Source organism: Spirabiliibacterium mucosae (assembly GCF_014884965.1).
GTDB classification, from domain to species: Bacteria; Pseudomonadota; Gammaproteobacteria; order Enterobacterales; family Pasteurellaceae; genus Spirabiliibacterium; species Spirabiliibacterium mucosae.
Window position 1 is genome coordinate 23,523 of record NZ_JABTBO010000013.1, and the last position, 22,285, is coordinate 45,807.

Sequence of the window (22,285 nt, forward strand, 5' to 3'; positions counted from 1 at the left end):
TTAGCCTTCCTTCACGCCGCATTGCGCGCGCTGGCGCAGGAGGTGGTCGAGCAGCACAATCGCCATCATCGCCTCGGCAATCGGCACCGCGCGGATGCCAACACACGGGTCGTGGCGGCCACGGGTGACGACTTCAACAGCTTGGTTGTTGACATCAACACTGCGCCCTGGCACCGTGATACTTGAGGTCGGTTTGAGTGCGATGTGTGCCACAATCGGCTGGCCGGTGCTGATGCCGCCTAAAATGCCGCCAGCGTGGTTGGAGCAAAAGCCTTCAGGCGTCATTTCATCACGGTGCTCGCTGCCTTTTTGGGTCACCACCGCAAAGCCGTCGCCAATTTCCACACCTTTCACGGCGTTGATGCTCATCAGCGCATGGGCAAGGTCGGCGTCCAAGCGGTCAAACACCGGCTCGCCTAAGCCCACAGGCACGTTTTGCGCCACCACGGTGAGCTTGGCACCAATGGAGTTGCCCTCTTTTTTCAGCTCGCGGATCAGCTCATCAAAGTGCTCGACCGCACTTTGGTCTGGGCAGAAAAACGGATTGCTGTTGACAAACGCCCAATCGATTTGATCAAGACGCTGCTCGGCGATTTTCACCTCGCCAATTTGGGTTAAAAAGGCATTGATCTGCACGCCGAAGTGCACTTTGAGGTATTTTTTGGCAATGGCGCCGGCGGCCACACGCATCGCCGTTTCCCGCGCGGACGAGCGGCCACCGCCGCGATAGTCACGCAGGCCGTATTTTTGCTGGTAGGTGTAATCGGCATGCCCTGGGCGGAATTTGTCTTTAATTTCGCCGTAATCTTTCGAGCGTTGATCGCCGTTTTTGATCACAAGGCCAATGCTGGTGCCGGTGGTTTTGCCCTCAAATACGCCTGAGAGAATTTGCACTTCGTCGTCTTCCCGCCGCGGTGTGGTGTAGCGCGAGGTGCCTGGCTTGCGGCGGTCTAAATCGCCTTGCATGTCGGCCTCGCTGAGCTCAAGCCCAGGGGGCACGCCATCAACAATGCAGCCCAATGCCACGCCGTGGGATTCCCCAAAGGTGGTTACGCGAAAAAGTTGCCCAATGCTATTTCCTGCCATGTGTTATCCTTGTTTAGTGTTCATCATCGCCGTCAAAATCGATATCGAGATCATGATCGCGATGGTGTTCTTCAAATTCTTTCACCCGCGGTTGACTGCGCTTATGTTTCGGTTAGTTGACCGCACTTTGCATTGCCACCGCCGGTGTGTTTTTTAGCCGCCGCTTCGTTGGCCATCGCTTGCTGGTCAAGCTTGAGTTGTTGGCCGTCAGCGAGGTTTTTGATATACACATCCAATTGATTGAATGCAATTTCAATATGATTTTCTTTAAACAACTCATCAATGCGACGGTTTAAAAAGTCGATGGTTGGGTTACGGTATTCTGTTTGGCTGACATAAACGCGCAGCTCGTGGTCAAGGGTGCTCGCCCCAAAGGTGAGGAAGTACACCGACGGACCAGGCTCTTTCAGCGCGTGCGGCGCCTCATCAGCGGCTTGCAGCAACAAGTCACGGGTGCGCTCTAAATCCGAGCCATAGGCCACCCCCACCTCCAACACAATGCGGGTGACAGTGTTTGACAACGACCAGTTGGTCAACCGCTCGGTCACAAAGGTTTTGTTTGGCACAATCACCTCTTTGCCGTCAAAATCCACAATGGTGGTGGCGCGAATGCGGATTTTAGACACCGTGCCGCTGAATGAGTCAATGGTGATGATATCGCCAATGCGCACAGGGCGCTCAAACAAAATGATGATGCCCGAAACAAAGTTGGCGAAAATTTCTTGCAAACCAAAACCCAGCCCCACCGACAGTGCAGCAAAGAGCCATTGCAATTTGCTCCACGACATCCCCAAGCTTGAAAACGCGCTGCCAGCACCGACGGCGATGATCAAATAGCTCAAAATGGTGGTGATGGCATACGGCGCGCCTTGAGAGAGCCGAATGCGCGAGAAGACTAAGATCTCCAGCACCCCGCTTAAGTTGCGCACCACCAAGTAGGTGCCCCACAAAATCAAAAACGAGCTGAGCAAATTCAGCAACGTGACGGATTCTAGCTCCGTTTTGCCGTTTTCACCCGTGCTGGTTTGCTGCCACAAATTGATGCCGTCGAGGTAATAGGCTACGCTGAGCAAATCCGACCACACCCAATAGAGCAAGCCAACGAGCAAAATCCACATTACAATGTCGCTGACTTGGCTGATTTGTTGGTTGACGGTGGCAATGGCGATTTGCTCTTCTTGCGCGTCGACCATAAACTCCTCGCCGCGCACCTCTTGCGCTTGCTGCTCACGCTCGCGCTCGCGTTTTTCTTTCAAGCGGCGATAGGCCAATTTGCGTGCCGACACACGAATGGCGCGGTGGATAATCTCACGCAGATAAAACCACAAAATCGTCACCACATAGGTGTAGGTGATGTATTTAATCAGAATAAGTGCGGTGTAATAATAGCCGAGCGCAATCAGCACAATCAGCGTGATAGGAATCAGCACCAACAGCACACTGAAAATGCGCAGCACGGTGGTGTAGTTGATCTCCTCACCGCTGTTTTGGTGGTCCGTTTGCATATGCTTAACGGCATTGCTAAACGCAGGACGAATTTGGAACAAAAAGATCAGCAGCGCCACCACAATCATCGCCTCGCCGAGGTAATCGTTGGTCACACCCGTGTCTTCAAGGCCGGTGAAAATCGAGGCATTGAGCAACACCACCAAAATCGGAATCGAGCGCTTGAGTGTGCTGCGGAACAGTTCGTTGGTGGTTTGGGAAAAATTAAAGTGGCGATAGCTGATGCCGTTCGGGCGCAGCAGCGCCAGCATAAAGGCGAAAAAGAGCCAAAATGCCGCCATGCGAAAGGCCCACGGCAGATAATCCAGCGGCGTTTTGAACATAAAGAACAAAATCACTGTGAGGCTGGCTAAAAACAGCAAAGTGCTTGGCAGCGCCAGCAACACGGTGTAAATCAACACCATAATGGTGCGCCACAGGCTGTCGCCGTTGAGCGTATTAACTTGTGAGTTGTGGAAGGTGATGCGCTTTTTGATCCACTCTTTGCGCCAGTTGATCAAAAACATCGGCACCAACAGCACCACCAGCAGCAATGCCACCGATGTGATGTGCTCCCGCCAGTGGCTGAAGCCCATCAGGGAGACAATTTGTTTGACCTGCGCGCTGGCCATTTTCGGCAAGTTTTTAAACCAGGTCCAATCCACTGGGATGTTACTGCGCACCCAAAAGCTCTGCTGCTCAAGCTTGCTTTGCAGCTCGTTACTGATACTCACCACTTGCTGCTGGTTAAGCTCGATATTGATCGCGTGATTAAGCTGCTCGTTGAGCTGGGTGATGATGTCGGTCAGCAGTTTACGCCGGTCTTGCAAAATGGTGGTCAGCTGCTTTTTCTCCAGCGCGCTAAACTGCGTGTTGCGCTCCGCCTCGAGCGTTTCAATGTAAGTGGCGGGGTTGAACACTTCGTCGCGCTTTTCATTAACATCAAACAGCATCACGCGCAGCTGGGTGATGCGGTTGGGCAAATCGCTGATTAAGCTGTCACTCGGCAGCGAATGGCGCTGCTTGTTGATCACCCGTGAGAGCAGCAAGGTGCCTTGCAAGGCGCTGATCTGCTCTTCGAGGTTACGCTGGGTTTGAATTAAATTATCCAACGTGTTGCGAATGCGCAAGCCGTCTTGCACCAGCTGGTTGTTGGTGTTGGTCTGCTCAAGCAAATCTTGGCTGAGCTTGGAATTGAGCGCCAGCTCAGATTTGATCAATGGATTGGCTAAATTGCTGCCACTGCTTTGCTCAAGCTGCGCCACCTGCTGTTGCGACAAGGCCAAACGCATCTCGCTGATTTTTTGCACTAAGCGTGCTTGAATAGCTTGAATATACTGCTGCTCGGCGGTTTTTTCGGCAATTTGGGATTCATACAACGAGGTCAAACGCGAGCCACCGTTGAGGCTGAGCTGATTATATTGGTTGCGCAGCTCAATAAGCTCCAGCTCGGCGTTGTATTTGGCACGCAGTGACGGGCTGACCTGCGCGCTGAACATCAATTTATTGAGCTGAGTGCTGCGCTCTAGGTTTTCACTCAGCGCACTTTGAATCCGCTCCGGCGCGCTGCGTTGCGCCACCAACTGGGTGTTGAGGTTGGTCAACTGGGTTTGAATTTGCTGCAATTTGGCCTCATTGGCGGCTTGCATCGCGGTGAGCTCTTCTAGGCTTTTGCCCACCCACTGCTGCGCCACTTCATCGGCTTTGGGTTGATCGTTGATTTGGTTGAGGCTGTTTTGGCTTTTTTGAATCAGGCTGTCAGCTTGGTTGACCGTCTCGCGCAGCTCATTGATCGCACTTTGCTGCTGCTCCACTTGATTCAAGAGCGAGAGCGTGTCGCGCAAGTTATTGAGTAAAAGCTCGGTGTCTGGCTCTTTTTTGTCACTTTTTTCCACCGCTTCAATTTGCGCCTGCACGTCGGCCTTTTTCGGCAGGGCGTCTTGCGCCCACACCTGCACGCCGAGCAGTAACAGCATCATCAGTGAACATAACCGTAAGCCAAACTTAAACATAATATTCCTTCTTCTTCGACATCCTCTGCGCGCGCTGCTGCAGCGCCACGCGCGAGATTTTAATGGCGCCATCACCTGCTGATTCCAGCGGATAATAGGCAATCGGCTGCTTAAAGCGCTCAAGTGCGGTTGCCATGCGCGCAGCTAACACCATACTTTGTGTTAAAAACTCACCAGGCTCAGCAAAGGCGACAAACGCCACCACTTTGTGGCCAAATTCCGCCTCGACTTGCCCCACCACATAGGCTTGGCTGACCAACCCTGTGCGATAAAGCACCTCTTCAATTTCTTCCGGCTGGACGTTTTCGCCACCGCAGATGAACATATTATCCATTCGCCCTGCAATGTTCAATCGCCCGCCGTCAAAAGTGCCGCAATCGCGCGTGGCAAACCAGCCTTGCGCATTAACAATCGGCACAATCTCGCCATCCCGCCAGCGCCCTTGCGCCAGCCCCGCGCCGCGCACCCAAATTTCCCCTTGCTCGATTTTCACCTCGCGGCCTGCCAAAACACCAAAGTGCGGTTGGCCAAAGCGTTCGATATAGACGGTGGAGGCCATCTCCGTTAAGCCATAGCCGCGATAAATCTCAAGCCCGCGCGCCAGTGCCGCTTGGCACAAGTTTGGGTCAAGGTAGGCGCCACCGAGCAGCACTTTTTGCCCCGTGTTGACCGCACTTTGTGTTTTTTCAGCTTGGTTGAGGTATCGCCACAGCTGGGTGGGCACCAGCGAGATGTGGCTGCACAAGGCGATATCATGGGTTAAATCCTCACTTGGCAGGCGCAAACACGCACCACGGCTGAGCCAACGCCAGGCGATCCCTTGGCCGGAGACGTGAAACAGCGGCAAGCTGAAAAGCCAGCAACTGCTCGCGTCAAACGCCAGCGCATCACACACGCCAGCGGCATTAGCCAAGTGCGCTGACACGCTGTGGACAATCGCTTTGGGCTGGCCGGTGGAGCCGGAGGAGAGCGTCATCGTCAACCCTTGCCAGCTGGCAACCGCACTTTGTGTTTTTTTCCCCGTCAGGTGCAAGGGCGTAAGCGGCAAAGAAAGCGGCGTGGGCGACCAATAGGCATCAAGCTGATTATCAAAGCAAAGCTGGGCGATTTTATCTGGTGGAAAATGCGGGTTGAGCACCATCACGCGCGCACCGACGCCTAAGCTTGCGAAATACAACAGCAGTTGCGTCAAGCTGTTAGCACCAATCAGCGCCACGCCTGAGTGCGGGCCAATGTTTTGCGCCCGCAGCGCGGCGCACAGCTTGTCGAGTGCGGCCATAACATCACACCAGCGCAACGTGCGAGATGAAAAAAGCAAGTCATCGACACTTGCTTTTTCACCGCGCTGGCAGGCGATGCGCTCACACGTTCGCAGCTGCGCTAAATGCGCCTGCCACGCGTTGGCATCACACTGTGAAATAGGTGCGGACATCATCAATCAAGTCAGCGGGCAGATGCATCGAGGTCATCGCCCCTTCCAGCATCAGCATTTTGCGCTGGCTGTTGGTGTTGGTGATCACCCAATACGGCGTTTCAGGGATCTGCTTCGGCTTCGTGTGGGTGCCAGCTTGCAGCAAGGTGGCCTCATCGCGCGCGAAATAAACCCGTGTGCGCCCAGCCAAGGATTCGGTCGCTTGGGCAAAGGTTTCAGGATTAGCGCGATAAAGTGCGGTTAAAATCATCAAAAATTTCACCACCCCTTTGCTCTCTTGCTGGAATGCCTCGGAGTCGATCACCTTGCGCACGCGATTAACCACATGCATGATGGACTCAGCCGATTGCGGCTTTTTGTTCACGACAGGCTCCGCCTGGGTTGGCGCCGCTGCCGCTGGCTTTTCCGCCACCACAGGTTTTGGTGCCTCACTTGGCGCGTTGCTCGGCGCGCGCTCGGCAGGCGCAGGGGTTGGTGTGGCTTCGCGATCGGTGTTGTCGGCGGATAAATTTAACAAGCGACGCAAAATATCCGACGCGCTCTCGCCAATCGATTGGGTGTTGGCCACGAGGTATTGATAAATTTCTTCGTCGACTTCAATAATTTTCATGCTTCTCTCCTCTCGCGCAAAGCTTAGTTTTGCTTATGGCAGTGATTGCTTGATTTGAATACTATTTTGCCCCATTATACTCATTAAATGCCTGTTTAACTACGATTTAACAAACACAAATGTCACAAAATACACAATTTCTCCATTATCAATGGCAAAATGACGAAAAAACAGCCACCGACGCGCCCGTGATGGTGGTGCTGCACGGCTTGTTTGGGGATTTAAACAACCTCGGCGTGATTGCTCGCGCCTTTGCCGACGACTACCGCGTGCTGAAGGTGGATTTGCGCAACCACGGCCACTCGTTTCACAGCGATGAGATGAACTATGCCATAATGGCGCGCGATGTGATAGCGCTGCTCGATCACCTCGACATTCAAGAGGTGATTTTGGTCGGCCACTCGATGGGCGGCAAAACGGCGATGGCGGCGGCTGATTTGCTCGCTGAGCGTGTTAAGCGCCTTGTGGTGCTCGACATTGCGCCGGTTGCCTACGGCCACCACGGGCATGATGATGTGTTCACCGCACTTTTTGCCGTGCAAAAGGCGATGCCCGCCAGCCGCCAAGAGGCCAAGCCGATTTTGCAGCAACACATTGTGGCCGAAGGCGTGCAGCAATTTATGCTGAAATCCTTTGATGCCAGCTCGCCACAGCGCTTTTTGTTCAACCTGACCGCACTTTATGCTAATTACGACAACATCATGGGCTGGCACAGTGTGCAGGTGAGTGTGCCGACCTTGTTTATCCGCGGTGGGCGCTCAAATTATGTCACCGACAGCTATTTGGCCGCGATTGAGGCGCAATTTAGCCATGCGCAGCTGGTCACGATTGACAACACTGCGCACTGGCTGCACGCTGAAAAGCCAAGTGCGGTGATTGAGGCGATGCGCGCGTTTTTGGCCTAATTTAACTTTTATAAAAAGTGTGGTATAGTTCGCAAATCTGGCCAACGGCTTATCATTCTCACTTGAATGCAGCCACACTAATGATCTATAACAAAAACAAAAATAGGGTAATCAACATGGCAGTAGTCGGTTTATTCTACGGCAGCGACACAGGCAATACTGAAAGCGTTGCAAAAATGATTCAAAAACAATTGGGTGACAACCTAGTTGATATCCGCGACATCGCAAAAAGCACCAAAGAAGACATTGAAGCCTATGATTTCATCCTCATCGGCATCCCAACCTGGTATTACGGCGAGGCGCAAGCAGACTGGGACGACTTTTTCCCAACACTCGAAGAGATTGATTTCACAGACAAAATCGTGGGCATTTTCGGCTGTGGCGACCAAGAAGACTACGCAGAATACTTCTGCGACGCCATGGGCACCGTTCGCAACATCATCGAGCCACACGGCGCCACTATTGTCGGCCACTGGCCAACTGAGGGCTACCACTTTGAAGTGTCGCAAGCCTTGGTAGACGCGCAAACCTTTGTCGGATTGTGCATCGACGAAGACCGCCAGCCAGAGCTGACCGAGCAACGGGTGGAAAAATGGTGCAAACAAATTTTCGATGAAATGTACTTAGACGAGCTGGTCTAACGATTATCATTTGCAATTAAATACTATTCCACATAAAATACAAGGGAAATGTGGTCGCAATAAGGCGCAAGCCTTTATAGAGAGGATATATGTCTGAACAAAATATTCAATTGCTGAAAAAAGCAGGCCTGAAAGTCACTGAGCCGCGGTTGAAAATTTTGGCGTTAATGCAATCAACCACCAACACAGAAATGCAGCACTTCTCCGCTGAAGATATCTACAAAATGCTGCTTGAAGAAGGCGAAGAAATTGGCCTGGCCACCGTTTATCGCGTGCTAAACCAATTTGATGAAGCCAATATTTTGACCCGCCACAATTTTGAAGGCAATAAATCCGTGTTTGAGCTGGCGCCGGTGAGCCATCACGATCACATCATCTGCACCGATTGCGGCAAAGTGATCGAATTCACCGATGATTTGATCGAAAAACGCCAGCGCGAAATCAGCGAAAAATTTGGCATCGAGCTGGAAAATCACAGCTTGTACTTATACGGCAAATGCAACAACGCCAACAAATGCGACGACAGCAGTAAAAAGTAATTTTTTTACATAAATAAGTTGCTTTTGTCGCCAAAGCATCCCAAAATAGGCTGCCTAATTATTTTAGGTTATAAAATAATTATTTTAGCTAACTTATTTTGGGATTTTTTATGTCTATTTTTCAACAAACCAACCCGAGCCGCCGCCGCTATGGCGTTGCCATTTTGGTCGGCATCATCGCAGGGCTGATCTCTGCTTTTGTGAAATGGGGCGCAGAACACCCGTTCCCACCGCGCAGCCCGCTGGATCTGTTCACCGCCGCTTGCCAAGACCCATCGCAAGCGTTAGAGGTGTGCTCTCGCGCCTTTTTGAACCCGCCACACGTATTTTTGCGTGACTATTTGGGCATTGACCCAACTGGTGCGGCGTTCACCTTTGCTGACCAAGCGTTCAACTGGATTGGCGTGACACACATCACCTTCTCGCTGGTGTTCGCTATTGGCTATTGCTTGGTGGCGGAAGTGTTCCCGAAAATCAAATTCTGGCAAGGTATCGGTGCGGGTCTTATCGCGAACATTTGCGTGCATTACATCACCTTCCCAGCCATGGGCCTGACCCCGCCGGTGCTTGACTGGCCGTGGTATGAGCACATTTCTGAATTAGTTGGCCACATCTTCTGGTTCTGGACCATTGAAATTATCCGCCGTGATTTGCGCAACCGCATCACGCATCAGCCAGACCCTGAAGTCCCGCTCGACCAACCTTACCGCTAAAAACAAAACCGCACTTTGAAAGTGCGGTTTTTTATTTTCTCGTTAATACCCGTTGTGATAACACAATTTCGCCAGCTCAACGCCTAAGGTGGCGATGGAAAATCGTTGCTCATCACAGGCGGTGAAAAACGCCACACCGCTGTCTTGCTCACGAATGTCACTGATGTGCAATTGCGCGTCGAGCTCGCCTGTCTGAACTGGCGTGATGGTTTTATCTGCCACGTTCACCAGCGTATTGGTGCGCCACTGGGCGACCAACGCATCAAGGGCGAGGGGGTATTCACTGCGCACGCTCACCTGCTGTGCCAAGCCATAGAAAACCGCACTTTGCAGTGGGTGGAGAGCCAGCTCAAGCTCACCGGGCAGCACTTTTTGCAACTGCTGGGTTAAGCGCTCAAGGTTAAAGTGCGGTGCGCTAAAAGGTGCAACATCAAACGCCAAGCGCGGCTCGTTGTCATCAAGCGGGATGCCGTTGAGCAACTTCGCGGTTTGCCCCGCCAAAGTGCGCACCTGCTCCTCGCCAACATAAGAGGCCGGCAGCAGGCTTGAGACAAAAACATGGGTCAGCGCACTTTCCATCAATGGCGCGAGCGCAATGGCCAGCTGGCTGATTTGCGCATCCGGCAAAGAGACAATATTGTGATTGCGCAGCAAGCTCAGCTGCTCGTCGTTCACGCTAGGCACCACCAGCGGCACATCGTGAAGGCTGGCAAACGCGCCGAGCAAATCTATCACCACACAGCCACTTTCAGCCGCCGCTTTCACGGCTTGCGCGTGGCTCAGATTGCCTGCAAAAAAGAGGTATTGCACCGCGCTCCAGTCAATCTCATCAAAGGTTTTTTGCGCCACCGCGCGGTTGTTAAAGCGCAATCCTTGCTCGTCACCAAAGGGCACAATTTCAATCGCCTCCACGCGCTCAAGTGGCAATTCACTGCCCTCAAGGGCCTCGATGATCTTCTCCGCCAAGGCAAATTCGGCGGCCACCACCGCTGTCATCATCTCTTGCATATTCTCTCCTGTGCAACCGCACTTTGCATTTTTTATTGACATAGCCCGCTATTTTACGCAATTCTATGGCCTAAGTCTTAAAAATTTACGAGGAATTGATGACACCCGCCATCCAACTTTTGAAAAAACGCGCCATCGCGTTCACACTCCACCCCTACGAGCACGACCCGAACAACACCCACTTTGGTGAAGAGGCCGCGCAAAAGCTGGGGGTCAGCCTTGAGCAAACCTTTAAAACCTTGATGGTGGCCACCGCCGACAAGCCGATTGGCGTGATGGTGCTGCCCGTCTCCCATCAATTAAGTCTAAAAAAAGCCGCCAAAGCCCTCGGCGTGAAAAAGCTCGAGCTGGCACCTTTAGACATGGCGCAAAAATCGAGCGGCTATTTGGTTGGCGGCATCAGCCCACTGGCACAAAAAAAGGCGCTGCCCACCTGGATTGATGAAAGCGCCAAAAACTGGGATGTTATTTATATCTCTGGCGGCAAGCGCGGGCTGGATGTGGCACTGCGCGCAGACGATCTCGCCACGCTCACCCGCGGGCAATTTACTGATTTGCTTGACGAGGCTTAAACCAAAGTGCGGTCAGCTGGTTGCTTAAGCCGCTTGGCCAGCGCTTGCGCGAGTTGGTGCTGGGCGCTGTCGGCCAGCTCACGGCGGGTTTGATCGTCGCTTGCCAGCGCGGGGAAAAAGTGCAGTTCCACCACCGCACTTTCTTGTTTGGCCAGCGCTTTGAGGGATTGAATGAGACTGATGTCGCCATAATAGGCCATGGTTTTATTGCAACCTGCGCCACTGCGCGCGGGGTAAAAAATCAGCAGCGGGCAGACGCTGACATTGGCATCAATCGCCGCTTGGAAAAAGCTGCTTTTAAAATTCAACACCTCGCGCCCATCACTTGAGGTGCCCTCTGGGAAGAGGGTGACTTGTTCTCCAGCACGCAGGGCTTGCGCCACACCTTGCACCTTGCCCGAGGTGGTGTTGCTGCCGCGCTGGCGGGAGATAAACACGGTTTGCGCCTGCGCCGCCAAATAGCCTATCATCGGCCACTTGCGCACGTCTTCTTTGGCGATAAACCGCCCTGGCAACACAGCATTGAGGGCGAAAATATCCAACCAAGAGACATGATTGGCCACAATCAACCGCCCTTGTTCCTCACAAGGCGCGGGCAGATTATGCGCGAGCACGCGGATGTTGAAAATCGCCAACACATTTTGCGACCAGCGCTGAATGCGCGCCAACTTTTGCGCCGGCGTGCTGCGCGGGAAGAACAGCATAATTTGCACCATGCCGCTGACAAGGTAATAAAACACCTTACACAGGCGATAAAAAACCCTCCACTGCACCATGCTAGCCTCGGCTTAAATGCTTGAAATAGCGATCGTCTAGGCGATCGAGCGTCATTAAAATCAACACATCGGCGGTGTTGAAATCGGGGTCAAAGGTGGGCTCACCGCAAATGTAGGCGCCTGCGCGCAAATAGCCTTTAATTAACGGTGGCGTGGGCACGTTCAAGTGCGGATTGAATTGGCTCAAATCGATAGGATTGCGCGGAAACACGCGCCAGTGCTCAGGGCACAAATGATGCTTGGCAAGCTTGTGATAAAGGCTGGCAGCCACATCGCCGCCGTCTTGCATGCTCATGCTGCCACAGCCGATCATGTATTTCAGCGCGTTGTCTTGCATAAATTTCACTAGGCCTGCCCACAGCATCAGCATCACCGCGCCGGTGCGGTAATCTTTGTGCACGCACGCGCGGCCTAGCTCAACAGTGTCGGGCAGCAGATGTTCAATATTGCGCAAATCAAACTCGGTTTGGCTATACCACTGCCCCAACGCCTGCGCGCCACGGGCGGTCAACAGGCGATAACACCCCACCACCGCGCCGGTGCGCTCATCAAGTGCAATCAAATGCTGACAAAAAGGGTCATATTGGTCCACATCACGCCCATCCACACTGTGCACCTTCGCGCCCATCTCCTGGGCAAAAACGGCATAACGCAAACGCTGCGCCTGCTCAATTTCAGATTGTGTGTTGGCTAATCTCACAATCACATTATGCTCGTGTGATTCCTGTGCCTGATCTTGCCCCAACATAGCGTCCCTTACTCTCGCCTTGATTGCTAAAGGCTAATAATAACACTGTTCGCCGTAGGTGAAAACTGTTTGCAAGTGGCAAGTTTGAATTAGTTCACCTCAAACGGTGAGTGTGGAGGGCAAGCCCGTCCAGAAAATGCCCTCGGGCATAAAAGATTTGCCCAAGCACCACTGAATGCTGTTTTCAGGCAGTTGGAAAATGCTGTATTGTTACCCATGGTAAGTTTAATAAAATCACTTTATAAATCAAGGATCAAGAAATCATCCCTTAAGTTTAAATTCAAATTTTGAGTTAATGGCTTTCTTTGAATTAATGCAATTCAAATCATCAGGGTGCAACTCACCTTTTTCGCATTTTGTAATGTATTCGGCTAACAGCTTTTCATCTTTTTTAAAGTCATCAACTGTGTATACTTTCTCCCCACAAGCTGATAGTAAAAAAAAGATTAAAGACACTTAGTGCTAAAAATCTCATTTCTGCTCCTCATTATTTAAATTTTCAATCACAATATTTTATAGATTTCTGATTTTCAAGTTAAAAAATCTGCGTTCGTAGAAAAACAGCACCTTTCCATTATACCCCACCCACCCATTCAATCAACATTTTACTTAAAATAGTAAATAAAATAAATCAATGGCGATTTAGTGTAATATTTTGAAAAATCAGAGTGTTTTGTGGGCGGTGGGATTGCATTGTGGGGCGTTGGGGGTAAACTCGAGGGGTAATTTGTTATGCAGATTACATTTACCTTTTCTGTTTTCCCCAGCGTTTCGCTGGGGCTTTTTTCGTTGAAGTGTGATTTGATATTGACAGCACGGCTGAAGTTGCTATGTTAGTCGTTTGGATTAAACAGCGAGAAGCACGATGACAACACACAAACCCCAACGGCAATTTTCCACCCTCTTTTTTGCGATGGCGGTGTTCTTTTTGGCGCTCAATTTGCGCCCAGCGATCATTGCCATGGGGCCGGTGGTGGATATTGTCCAGCGCAGCCTCAACACCTCCGCCACCATGATGGGCGTGGTGGGCACGCTGCCGGTGTTGGCGTTTGCTATTTTCTCCCCTTTTGTGGCGCGCTTGGCCAAACGCTTTGGCGCGGAGAATGTTATCATCACTGGCATGATTGGCATCGCCCTAGGCTGCGCGCTGCGCTCGGCGTTTAACAATATTTGGACAGTGCTGCTGGGCACCTTTGTATTTTGCGGTGGGATTGCGATGGGCAATGTGCTGCTCTCTTCAATGATCCGCCGCTATCGCCCGCGGTATGTTGAGCGCTTGACCGCACTTCAAATGCTCTCGTTTAGCGTCGGCTCGGCGGTGGCCTCGAGCATTTCCGTGCCGCTGGCGGAGGCGTTTAGCTGGCAGCTCTCCCTGGGGCTGTGGGGTGTGGTGGTGATCCCAGGCATCATCATTTGGTGGCGATTGCGCCAAAAAGTGAGCACGCCGAAAGCCGACGCACCGCACTTTAACACCGCCACCTGGCAAGGCAACATTTGGAAGAGCCCGCTGGCGTGGAAAATCAGCATTTACATGGGCTTGCAGTCAATGATGTTTTACACCATGGCCAACTGGCTGCCGTCGTTGATTGCCGCACGCGGGTTCAGCTCGGTGGAGGCGGGCAATTACAGCACTATTTTCCAGTTCATCGCCTTCCCGACCGCACTTTTGCTCGCCCCGCTGGCGGAAAAAGTCAACATCCGCATTTTGATCACTAGCGCGTGCTTGTTCACCTTGGCGGGCTTTTTGCTGCTGTGCTTTGCCCCAGTGCAGTGGATGTGGCTGGCAACCGCACTTTTAGGCATCGGCGGCTGCGCGAGCTTCACGTTGTGTTTGATGCTCTTTGCCCTCAAGGCGGAAAGTGCGGCGCACTCGGCGGCGCTCTCTGGCATGGCGCAAACGGTGGGCTATTTAATCGCCTCATTTGGGCCGATCAGCGTGGGCTACCTCTACCAGCTTAACAACGATTGGGCGCTGCCCATTTATGCCATCATCGGCGCACTGGGCTTGCAATTTATCGCCTCACTGGTGGTCGGCCACGAATCCCACGCGCGTTAAGCGTGAACTTATCACACGCCCCATAGTCTAACGGATACACACAACAAGAAAGGATGTTTTATGAAATTGAACTTAAAAACCGCCGCCATCGCGGCATTCACTGCCGCTTCAGTTTTCGCGTTTGCCCCAGTGGCCAGCGCCGCGCCAAGCCACACCAGCGTGAACGTACACTTTAAAAAAGGCGCTTATGCCGCCACGTATAAAGGCGTGATCAAAGGCTCACAATACAGCAGCTACTTTTTCACCGCCAAACAAGGGCAAAAACTGACCGTGAGCGTCAACACCAAAGAAAACGCCGAAGCCGTGCTTTATGGCTATGATGACTTCATGGAAGGCGAAGCTTACACCTTGCCGAAAAGCGGCAAATATGAAGTGCGGGTGCTGCAACCGCGCGCCTTCGCCCGCCGCGGCAAAACCTCACATTACAACGTGACCATCAACATCAAATAAGCGTAAGAAAAGCTGAGTTTTCACTCAGCTTTTTTATTCCCCGTTTTTAATGTTTTCCAACGCTTCCCAGCGCTCAAGCGCCTCGTCAAGGGCCTGCTCTTTGGCAGCCAAGGCCTCGAGCGTGGCGCTGGTGGTTTGGTGATCTTGATTGAAAAAGTCCGGGTCGCTGACCGCACTTTGCAAGTCGTTAACTTCCTGCTCAAGCTGCTCTAATAATGCAGGCATAGCGTCGAGCTCACGCTGCTCTTTAAAGCTCAATTTGCGCGTACGGGCTTGCGGCTTGTGCTTTGGCTTTTCTGCTTTTGGCTCAACCGCACTTTGCGCCTTTTCTTGCGCGAGTTGCGCGCTTAGTGCGTTTTCTTGCTGATGTTTGGCATCATAATAGCCGCCGATATAAGGCGCAATCACGCCGTCGCCTTCAAAGAAATAGCACTCTGTGGCGGTGTTGTCGATAAATTGCCGATCGTGGCTGACGATAATCAGGGTGCCTTGATATTGGCTTAAAATCTCCTCCAGCAGCTCGAGAGTTTCCACGTCCAAATCATTGGTCGGCTCATCGAGAATCAGCAAATTGTTCGCCTTCAGCAGCAATTTGGCCAGCAGCAAGCGGTTGCGCTCGCCGCCCGAGAGCGCCTTAACGGGGCTCATCGCCCGCTTCGGCGGGAAGAGGAAATCTTGCAAATAGCCGAGCACATGACGCTTAGCGCCGTTGACCTCAACATCCTGCTTGCCGTCGGCCACGTTGTCCATCACCGATTTTTCTTCATCGAGCGCGGCGCGGTGTTGGTCGAAATAGGCAATCTCCAATTTGGTGCCTGAGCGCACTTTGCCCGTTGTTGGGCTAAGCTCGCCAAGCAGCAATTTAATCAAGGTGGTTTTGCCGCAGCCGTTGGGGCCGACAAGGGCGATTTTGTCGCCGCGCATCAAGGTGGCGGAGAAGTTTTTAATCAGCTCTCGCCCGCCGATGCTGTAACTGACATCTTCAAGCTCAAATACAATTTTGCCCGAGCGCGCGCTTTGATCGAGCTGAATGTTGACATTGCCAAGCACCTCACGGCGCTCACGCCGCTCTTGGCGCAGTGCTTTCAGCGCACGCACGCGGCCTTCGTTGCGGGTGCGCCGCGCTTTGATGCCTTGGCGAATCCACACCTCTTCTTGCGCCAGGCGCTTGTCGAACAGCGCATTTTGCTGCGCTTCCACGCGCAAATCGTCCTCTTTGGCTTGCAGGTAGTGGTCGTAATCGCCTGGGTAGGAGGTCAGCTTGCCGCGGTCGAGATCGACAATGCGGGTGGCCATTTTGCGGATAAAAGCGCGGTCGTGGGAGATAAACACAATGCTGCCGGCAAACTCGAGCAAGAACTGCTCCAGCCAGCTAATCGAGGTGATGTCTAAGTGGTTGGTGGGCTCATCAAGCAGCAAAATATCAGGATTGCTCACCAGCGCGCGGGCAAGAGCCGCTCTGCGCTGCCAGCCACCGGAGAGATCGCAAAGTGCGGTTTCAGGCTTGAGCTCAAGGCGCTGCAGCACGTCGTTAATGCGGTTTTCAAACTGCCAACCGTTGACGTGGTCGAGCTCAGCTTGCACTTCGGCCAGCTCGCTCATCAGCGCGTCATCACAGGCGTTGGCGATGCGCTGGAGCAAGGTGTGGTGCTTTTTCAGCAAATCGGCCACATCGGCAATGCCTTCAGCAACATAGTCAAACACGCTGCCTTGCACATGGCGCGGTGGGTCCTGCGGCAAGCGGGAGACGACAACCGCACTTTCGCATTGCAGCTGCCCGTCATCGAGTGCGACCTCGCCTGACAACACTTTCATCAAGGTGGATTTGCCCGCGCCATTGCGCCCCACCAAACACACGCGCTCGCCGGCGTCAATGTGCAAATCGGTGTGGTCGAGCAACGGGGCGTCGCTGTAGGCCAAATAGGCCTGGGTTAAACTTAACAGTGCCACAAAAATCCTTATGTTGTTTTGTTATCGACCATCACGGGCTTGTCAAACAAATTCACGCCGCCTTTCACGCCAAAATCTAACGTGGTGACGTTGTAGGCGATGGAAATATGTTCCTGCTCAAAGCGCTTTTTCAGCGCCATGATGACCGCACTTTGCGCCGTTAGATAGTCGTTGTAATGAGAAAAGGCAATCCAAAACCGCACTTCAAAATTATACGTTGAGCTGCCAATGTTGGTGAAATAAAAATCCGCCTCATCAGGGGCAATGGTGCAATCGAGCGCGCGCACTACCTCGAGCGCCACCGCTTTGACGTGTTCGAGATCATCGCCGTACGACACGCCACTTGAGAGCACCACTTTGAGCTTGGCTTGGGCGGAATAGTTGATAAACACGCCGTTATAAATCAATTGGTTCGGTACATAAACAAGCTTGCCTTGCAGGCTTTTCAAGCTCACCGACACCAGCCCAATTTGCTCCACCACGCCGAGGTAATCTTCAATTTTGACCCAATCGCCGACATCAAACGGGCGCTGGGTTTTGATAAGCGCGCCTGCAAACGCGTTGGAGGCGATATCTTTAAAGGCAAAACCTGCGATGATGCCCACGATGCCGGCACCCGCGAGCAGGTGGGTGATAAAGGTGGTGAGGTTTAAAATATCCAGCGCTAAAATCACGCCTGAAAAGCACATAAATACAAACACCAGCATCGACACCACTGCGCCCATGCGCTGCGCCTGCGGAAAGAGCCGCTCATAGGCCTTGAGGCTTGCTTTGCGCAGCATCCGCGCCAGCCAATAAAAGCCCAGCAGCACAATGATTGCCGCCAGCACGTTTGGCAACATCGCCAACAACCACGCCTGCCAACTCTCAATGGTGTGTGCCACCATGGAAATGGGTTTATCTGTGTGCATAATATCCTCTATTTATTCGCTGTGTCGCTCGGCTTTTCGGCCGGCGTGACGGGCTCAACCGCACTTTGGCTTTCTGTGATGCTACTCTTCTCGCTTTTTTGCGCATCAGCAGCTTCATCACTCTTTTCTTCATCGCTCTCCGCCGCGTCAGCTTCCGCTTGTTCAAGGCATTCTTGATATTCTTGCACGATCTCTTCGTCGAACGGCTGGTCGGTTTTTTCGTCGTTACGCGGGTCAAGCTCGGTGGCGATGGTGGTGGTGGCGGTCGCTGGCATCACCACGTATTCGCTCAGCTCTTGCTCTGGCACCGATTTTTGGCTCAAGGTGTAGAGCACCAAAATCAGCGAGCAGATGGCATAAAAGCTATAAAAGCCAAAATCAACAAACTGCGACATCACCACCCCGAGCAATGGCGGGGCAATTAACGCGCCAGTGCCGTAGGCAAACAGCAAGCTACGGCTGACTTCAACAGTGCTCATTTCATTGGGGATCACGTCATTGGCGCGCGCGATGCTGAGCGCATACAACGTAAACAAGCTAGCACCAAGCAGGAACGACACGGCGTATTGCAAATAGATGTGGCCAAGGCCGTAGAAAATCGCGCCAATGCCGAGCGCAGCGCTCAAGGTGGCGAGCAGCGAGCAGACTAAAATGGCGTTGCGCCGGCCGTAGCGGTCGGAGAGGCTGGCGATCGGCAATTGGGTGACAAAGCCGCCGACCATCGCCACCATCAAATAAATCGAAATTTGCTGCACGCTAAATTGCAAATTGAGCAAAAACACCGACGCCATGGTGTAAAAGCCATTGACCAGCAGCCCACCGATAAAGCTCGCCACCAGCGCCAGTGGCGCGATCATCAACACGCGCGGCACGCTGATGCGATCGCGCGGTGGCAGTTGCGGCTCTTTGATGCGAGTCAGCGACACCGGCAGCATCGACATCACCACAAACATCGCCGCGAGGATAAAAATATTATTCGAGGTCAGTTGCAGCGAGAGCAACGCGATCCCGAGTGTAAAGGAGAGGTAAAACACCAAGTTGTAGTTTGCCAGCACTTTGCCACGGGTGCTGACGGTGGTTTTTTCACTAAACCAGCTTTCGATGATCATCAACAAGCTGTAATAACAAAAGCCGAGCGATATACGCAACACGCCCCACACCCAGAGGTTCTCCAGCATGATGTGCCCCAGGGCGGAGATGGCAAACAGCGCGCCGAACACACTAAACGAGCGGATATGCCCCACGCTTGAAACAATGCGGTGAGCGGCAACCGCACTTGAGGCCGCGCCAACAAAAAACGCCGCGTTGAGGATCCCGATCGTGATTTCATTCACACCCATTTCCGCCAGTTTCACCCCTGCGGAGTTGAGGAACAACCCGTAGCCGGCAAACAGGAGAAATACGCTGGAAAAAAGAGAATAAAATTTAGTTGATGTTGGCATAACTCGACTCATTCGCTATCAATAAATAAGGCCCACGCCAGTGAGCCTTAAAATAGTAAAGTGTATAGCGCGCGTGTGCAATGACTAATTGCAATTAATCCGCAATCGTCGTGCCTTATGCTTTGCGTACGTCGCTGGCTTGTTGCAAAAGTTGCCGGCTTTCGTTCAAAAACTGCTCGGAATAATCACCAAACCAGGCGTGCACGGCGTTGAATTTGTCGATAAAGGCTTGTTTATCTTGCTGCTCAAACAGCGCTAAGGTGTCTTTAAAGCACTGTTGCAGTGAGGCGATAACCTTCAGATTTTCAGGTTTATCCATAATGATATCGGCATAAAGCGCGCCGTCTTGCGCAAACAGCCGGCCGATCATGGCAAGCTCGAGGCGATAAATCGGTGAGGAAAGCGCCAGCAGCTGCGCCAATTCCACCGGCTGCTGAGACAGGTGCAAGCCGTTGACAAAGGTGGAAAAGTGCCGCAGCGCCTGCACATAGGTCATGTTTTTATCGTGCTCCGCGGCATCGGTGTGATACATCACCGCGCCCCACATTTGCATTTGCTCTAACAGCCAGGCGTATTGCTCAGGCTTGCGCCCTTGGCAGCACACCACCACTTGCTTGGCAAAACTTGGGATATCCGGCCCAAACATCGGGTGCAGCCCCACCACCGCGCCGCGGTGAATGTCCAACATTTTCGCCAGCGGGCGCGCTTTGACTGAGGTGAGATCGAGCAGCAGCATTTCTTCACGCAAGTGCGGTTGCAATTGCTCAAGCACCGCGAGGGTGTCGTGAATCGGCACGCTGACAATCACCACGTCGGCATCGGCTAAAATCTTACCCGCGCGCGGCCAATCGTCTCGTTCAAGGCTTTCACACGGGTAGCCTGAGAGCGTCAAATAGCGCGCAAAAAGCCCGCCGAGCTTGCCACCACCACCGACAATCACGATTTTGCGAATGTCGGGGTTGACGCATTTAAACCCTGTTTTGTGCTCGTTTTGGTAGGATTCACGCATCACGCGGCGCAGGATGTCTTCAATCAAATCCGGCGGCACGCCCAAATTTTCGGCCTCTTGGCGGCGCGCGGAGAGCATTTGCGCCTCACGCTCGGGCACATACACCGGCAGGCCATGCTCGTGCTTGACCTGGCCGACTTGCGCGACCAACGCCAAACGTTTCGCCAATAAGGAAAGCAAGGTTTTGTCAATGCGGTCAATTTCATCACGCAGCGGCTTTAACGGCTCCATAAATCCTCTTACAAAGTGCGGTTTTGCAATTTTTGGTGCAGTGATTTTAGCAAGTTTTCCGTCGTTTCCCAATCAATACACGCATCCGTGATTGACACGCCGTATTTCAGCTGCGCCGCAGGCACGTTGGCTGGTTGGTTGCCCGCATTGATGTTGCTTTCAATCATCAAGCCGGTAATCGATTGATTGCCTTGGCAAATTTGCGCGACCGCACTTTCTGCCACCAAGGCTTGGCGGGTGTAATCCTTGTTGGAATTGCCGTGGCTGCAATCGATCATAATCGACTGCTCCAGCCCCGCTTGCGCCAACACCTGTTCACATTCTTGTACAAAGTGCGGTTCAAAATTAGGCTTTTTGCCGCCGCGCAAAATCACATGGCCGTCGTGATTGCCCGCGGTTTGCAGCAAACTCACCTGCCCTTTTTGGTTGATGCCGATAAACCGATGCCCTTGAGAGGCGGCTTTAAGCGCATTCACCGCCACATCCAGCCCGCCGTCGGTGCCGTTTTTAAAGCCCACTGCCATCGATAAGCCCGAGGCCATCTCGCGGTGCGTTTGTGATTCCGTGGTGCGCGCACCAATCGCCGACCAGCTAAACAGCTCCGCCATGTACTGCGGCGAAATCGGGTCGAGCGCTTCGGTGGCCAGCGGCAAGCCAATTTTAATGATGTCTAACAACAACTTGCGTGCGATGTAAAGCCCATGTTCCACATCAAAGCTGCCATCTAAGTGTGGGTCGTTAATCAAGCCCTTCCAGCCGACGGTGGTGCGCGGTTTTTCAAAATAGACCCGCATCACGATGTAAATTGTGTCTTTCACCGCCTCAGCCAAGGCTTTCAAGCGCTTGGCATAATCCAGCGCGGCCTCAGGGTCGTGAATTGAGCATGGGCCGACGACCACCAGCAGGCGCTTGTCGCGCTTGTGAATAATGTCCGCAATTTGTTGACGGGTGGTGGCAATGAAATCCCTTTCGTCTTGGCTTAAGGGCAATTGGGCTTTGAGCTCGTGTGGGGTGATGAGGATTTTTTCATCATCGATGTTGACATTGTGCAGCGCGTCTTTGTTTAATACAGCATTCATGGGTTTTTACCTTTTGTTATTAGTTGTAAATATTATTTTACATTCAATGTATTTTATTCGTTACAATACTACACATCTGCCGTTTTCGCAAGGGCGCAATGCAATTTAACCGCACTTTTACAGTGCGTAACAACAGTGAGCTTGCAATAGCGCGCGCAAGGCAGTAAAATGCACTTTCTTGTCGTAGCTGAACTAGAGATCGGCTATTGATGTATTTTAAACAACTTAATTAGGAGTTAACATGTCTCTAAGCGCTGAAGAAAAAGCGAAAATCGTTGCTGAATATGGCCGTGACGGTAAAGATACTGGTTCATCTGAAGTACAAATCGCACTTTTAACTGCACAAATCAACCACTTGCAAGGTCACTTCTCTGTTCATAAGAAAGATCACCATGGCCGCCGTGGTTTGTTACGTATGGTTTCTCGTCGTCGTAAACTGTTGGACTACTTAAAACGTACCGATGTTCAATTGTACCTGTCTACCATTGAACGCTTAGGTTTGCGTCGCTAATCTTAGCTTTTCAAAAACCCTGCTTGGCAGGGTTTTTTTATGCCCAAAATCGCCACGGCGCGGCGGCGTTGGATATTATTTCTGCAATTAAAACGGTTGTGTTGAATTGGTGGTTGACT

The 22,285-nt window shown here is 52.4% G+C and carries 21 protein-coding genes; 8 read left to right on the forward strand and 13 right to left on the reverse strand.

Annotation, left to right across the window (positions count from 1 at the left end):
- From aroC to seqA, 4 genes are all read right to left on the reverse strand, one after another.
- Positions 1-1,086: a chorismate synthase gene (aroC, locus tag HPC37_RS06325; protein WP_208122324.1), complete on the reverse strand. Its 1,086-nt coding sequence runs from the start codon at positions 1,084-1,086 to the stop codon at positions 1-3.
- A 101-nt stretch (positions 1,087-1,187) separates the two neighbouring features.
- Positions 1,188-4,583: a mechanosensitive channel MscK gene (gene mscK / locus HPC37_RS06330; protein WP_235961505.1), complete on the reverse strand. Its 3,396-nt coding sequence runs from the start codon at positions 4,581-4,583 to the stop codon at positions 1,188-1,190.
- Entirely contained in the window at positions 4,576-6,015 is a 1,440-nt protein-coding gene (locus HPC37_RS06335) for an AMP-binding protein (RefSeq protein WP_208122326.1), read from the reverse strand. Before HPC37_RS06335 ends, mscK begins: the two co-directional genes overlap by 8 nt.
- Positions 5,990-6,625 carry a replication initiation negative regulator SeqA gene (gene seqA, locus HPC37_RS06340; protein ID WP_208122327.1) on the reverse strand — a complete coding sequence of 212 codons (636 nt, stop codon included), beginning with the start codon at positions 6,623-6,625 and terminating at the stop codon, positions 5,990-5,992. The genes HPC37_RS06335 and seqA overlap by 26 nt, the downstream gene beginning before the upstream one ends.
- 119 nt (positions 6,626-6,744) lie before the next feature.
- Here seqA and HPC37_RS06345 point away from each other — a divergent pair, with 119 nt between their 5' ends.
- From HPC37_RS06345 to HPC37_RS06360, 4 genes are all read left to right on the forward strand, one after another.
- A complete protein-coding gene (locus tag HPC37_RS06345; protein WP_208122328.1) occupies positions 6,745-7,530 on the forward strand; it encodes an alpha/beta fold hydrolase in 786 nt (261 codons plus the stop codon).
- A 116-nt stretch (positions 7,531-7,646) separates the two neighbouring features.
- The gene (gene fldA, locus HPC37_RS06350) at positions 7,647-8,171 is read left to right on the forward strand and encodes a flavodoxin FldA (RefSeq protein ID WP_208122329.1); all 525 of its coding nucleotides are present in this window, start codon (positions 7,647-7,649) and stop codon (positions 8,169-8,171) included.
- Between the two features lie 89 nt (positions 8,172-8,260).
- Positions 8,261-8,710, forward strand: coding sequence for a ferric iron uptake transcriptional regulator (gene fur / locus HPC37_RS06355; protein WP_208122330.1), 450 nt, complete (start codon positions 8,261-8,263; stop codon positions 8,708-8,710).
- A 110-nt stretch (positions 8,711-8,820) separates the two neighbouring features.
- Entirely contained in the window at positions 8,821-9,423 is a 603-nt protein-coding gene (locus HPC37_RS06360; protein WP_208122331.1) for a YagU family protein, read from the forward strand.
- A 42-nt stretch (positions 9,424-9,465) separates the two neighbouring features.
- Here the strand turns inward: HPC37_RS06360 and HPC37_RS06365 are convergent, their stop codons facing one another.
- The gene (locus HPC37_RS06365; RefSeq protein WP_208122332.1) at positions 9,466-10,431 is read right to left on the reverse strand and encodes an oxidoreductase; all 966 of its coding nucleotides are present in this window, start codon (positions 10,429-10,431) and stop codon (positions 9,466-9,468) included.
- Positions 10,432-10,529: 98 nt separating this feature from the next.
- On the opposite strand from HPC37_RS06365, the gene ybaK reads away from it, so the two are divergent.
- The gene (ybaK, locus tag HPC37_RS06370) at positions 10,530-11,003 is read left to right on the forward strand and encodes a Cys-tRNA(Pro) deacylase (RefSeq protein ID WP_208122333.1); all 474 of its coding nucleotides are present in this window, start codon (positions 10,530-10,532) and stop codon (positions 11,001-11,003) included.
- Here the strand turns inward: ybaK and HPC37_RS06375 are convergent.
- The 3 genes from HPC37_RS06375 to HPC37_RS11270 all read right to left on the reverse strand — a co-directional run bounded on the left by HPC37_RS06375 (position 11,000) and on the right by HPC37_RS11270 (position 12,983).
- Complete coding sequence (locus HPC37_RS06375) at positions 11,000-11,779, reverse strand: lysophospholipid acyltransferase family protein (RefSeq protein ID WP_208122334.1); 780 nt, start codon at positions 11,777-11,779, stop codon at positions 11,000-11,002. The two genes, ybaK and HPC37_RS06375, sit on opposite strands and share 4 nt — an antisense overlap.
- A gap of 1 nt (position 11,780) precedes the next feature.
- Positions 11,781-12,527 (reverse strand): GNAT family N-acetyltransferase, encoded by a 747-nt coding sequence (locus HPC37_RS06380; RefSeq protein ID WP_208122335.1) that lies wholly within the window; start codon positions 12,525-12,527, stop codon positions 11,781-11,783.
- Positions 12,528-12,788: 261 nt separating this feature from the next.
- A complete protein-coding gene (locus HPC37_RS11270; RefSeq protein ID WP_208122336.1) occupies positions 12,789-12,983 on the reverse strand; it encodes an EexN family lipoprotein in 195 nt (64 codons plus the stop codon).
- Between the two features lie 409 nt (positions 12,984-13,392).
- Here HPC37_RS11270 and HPC37_RS06390 point away from each other — a divergent pair, with 409 nt between their 5' ends.
- On the forward strand, positions 13,393-14,583 hold the full coding sequence (locus tag HPC37_RS06390) for a CynX/NimT family MFS transporter (protein WP_208122337.1): 1,191 nt from the start codon (positions 13,393-13,395) through the stop codon (positions 14,581-14,583).
- A 60-nt stretch (positions 14,584-14,643) separates the two neighbouring features.
- Positions 14,644-15,033: a hypothetical protein gene (locus HPC37_RS06395; RefSeq protein WP_208122338.1), complete on the forward strand. Its 390-nt coding sequence runs from the start codon at positions 14,644-14,646 to the stop codon at positions 15,031-15,033.
- Between the two features lie 33 nt (positions 15,034-15,066).
- Here the strand turns inward: HPC37_RS06395 and HPC37_RS06400 are convergent, their stop codons facing one another.
- From HPC37_RS06400 to HPC37_RS06420, 5 genes are all read right to left on the reverse strand, one after another.
- Positions 15,067-16,983 (reverse strand): ABC transporter ATP-binding protein, encoded by a 1,917-nt coding sequence (locus HPC37_RS06400; RefSeq protein ID WP_208122339.1) that lies wholly within the window; start codon positions 16,981-16,983, stop codon positions 15,067-15,069.
- 8 nt (positions 16,984-16,991) lie between these two features.
- Positions 16,992-17,894, reverse strand: a complete 903-nt coding sequence (locus tag HPC37_RS06405) for a mechanosensitive ion channel family protein (RefSeq protein WP_208122340.1) — start codon at positions 17,892-17,894, stop codon at positions 16,992-16,994.
- 8 nt (positions 17,895-17,902) lie between these two features.
- A complete protein-coding gene (locus HPC37_RS06410) occupies positions 17,903-19,336 on the reverse strand; it encodes an MFS transporter (protein ID WP_208122341.1) in 1,434 nt (477 codons plus the stop codon).
- A gap of 115 nt (positions 19,337-19,451) precedes the next feature.
- Positions 19,452-20,576: a bifunctional chorismate mutase/prephenate dehydrogenase gene (gene tyrA, locus HPC37_RS06415; RefSeq protein WP_208122342.1), complete on the reverse strand. Its 1,125-nt coding sequence runs from the start codon at positions 20,574-20,576 to the stop codon at positions 19,452-19,454.
- Positions 20,577-20,584: 8 nt separating this feature from the next.
- A complete protein-coding gene (locus HPC37_RS06420; protein WP_208122343.1) occupies positions 20,585-21,655 on the reverse strand; it encodes a 3-deoxy-7-phosphoheptulonate synthase in 1,071 nt (356 codons plus the stop codon).
- A gap of 241 nt (positions 21,656-21,896) precedes the next feature.
- Here HPC37_RS06420 and rpsO point away from each other — a divergent pair, with 241 nt between their 5' ends.
- Positions 21,897-22,166: a 30S ribosomal protein S15 gene (gene rpsO, locus HPC37_RS06425; protein WP_208122344.1), complete on the forward strand. Its 270-nt coding sequence runs from the start codon at positions 21,897-21,899 to the stop codon at positions 22,164-22,166.
- Positions 22,167-22,285 lie beyond the last annotated feature (119 nt).

Coding starts and splice junctions, on each gene's coding strand:
- fur (WP_208122330.1), top strand. CDS start 8,261: ATGTCTGAACAAAATATTCAATTGCTGAAAAAAGCAGGCCTGAAAGTC.
- rpsO (WP_208122344.1), top strand. CDS start 21,897: ATGTCTCTAAGCGCTGAAGAAAAAGCGAAAATCGTTGCTGAATATGGC.
- tyrA (WP_208122342.1), bottom strand. CDS start 20,576: ATGGAGCCGTTAAAGCCGCTGCGTGATGAAATTGACCGCATTGACAAA.
- HPC37_RS06410 (WP_208122341.1), bottom strand. CDS start 19,336: ATGCCAACATCAACTAAATTTTATTCTCTTTTTTCCAGCGTATTTCTC.
- aroC (WP_208122324.1), bottom strand. CDS start 1,086: ATGGCAGGAAATAGCATTGGGCAACTTTTTCGCGTAACCACCTTTGGG.
- HPC37_RS06365 (WP_208122332.1), bottom strand. CDS start 10,431: ATGCAAGAGATGATGACAGCGGTGGTGGCCGCCGAATTTGCCTTGGCG.
- fldA (WP_208122329.1), top strand. CDS start 7,647: ATGGCAGTAGTCGGTTTATTCTACGGCAGCGACACAGGCAATACTGAA.
- mscK (WP_235961505.1), bottom strand. CDS start 4,583: ATGTTTAAGTTTGGCTTACGGTTATGTTCACTGATGATGCTGTTACTG.
- HPC37_RS06390 (WP_208122337.1), top strand. CDS start 13,393: ATGACAACACACAAACCCCAACGGCAATTTTCCACCCTCTTTTTTGCG.
- HPC37_RS06375 (WP_208122334.1), bottom strand. CDS start 11,779: ATGGTGCAGTGGAGGGTTTTTTATCGCCTGTGTAAGGTGTTTTATTAC.
- seqA (WP_208122327.1), bottom strand. CDS start 6,625: ATGAAAATTATTGAAGTCGACGAAGAAATTTATCAATACCTCGTGGCC.
- HPC37_RS06345 (WP_208122328.1), top strand. CDS start 6,745: ATGTCACAAAATACACAATTTCTCCATTATCAATGGCAAAATGACGAA.
- ybaK (WP_208122333.1), top strand. CDS start 10,530: ATGACACCCGCCATCCAACTTTTGAAAAAACGCGCCATCGCGTTCACA.
- HPC37_RS06395 (WP_208122338.1), top strand. CDS start 14,644: ATGAAATTGAACTTAAAAACCGCCGCCATCGCGGCATTCACTGCCGCT.
- HPC37_RS06360 (WP_208122331.1), top strand. CDS start 8,821: ATGTCTATTTTTCAACAAACCAACCCGAGCCGCCGCCGCTATGGCGTT.
- HPC37_RS06335 (WP_208122326.1), bottom strand. CDS start 6,015: ATGTCCGCACCTATTTCACAGTGTGATGCCAACGCGTGGCAGGCGCAT.
- HPC37_RS06420 (WP_208122343.1), bottom strand. CDS start 21,655: ATGAATGCTGTATTAAACAAAGACGCGCTGCACAATGTCAACATCGAT.
- HPC37_RS06405 (WP_208122340.1), bottom strand. CDS start 17,894: ATGCACACAGATAAACCCATTTCCATGGTGGCACACACCATTGAGAGT.
- HPC37_RS06380 (WP_208122335.1), bottom strand. CDS start 12,527: ATGTTGGGGCAAGATCAGGCACAGGAATCACACGAGCATAATGTGATT.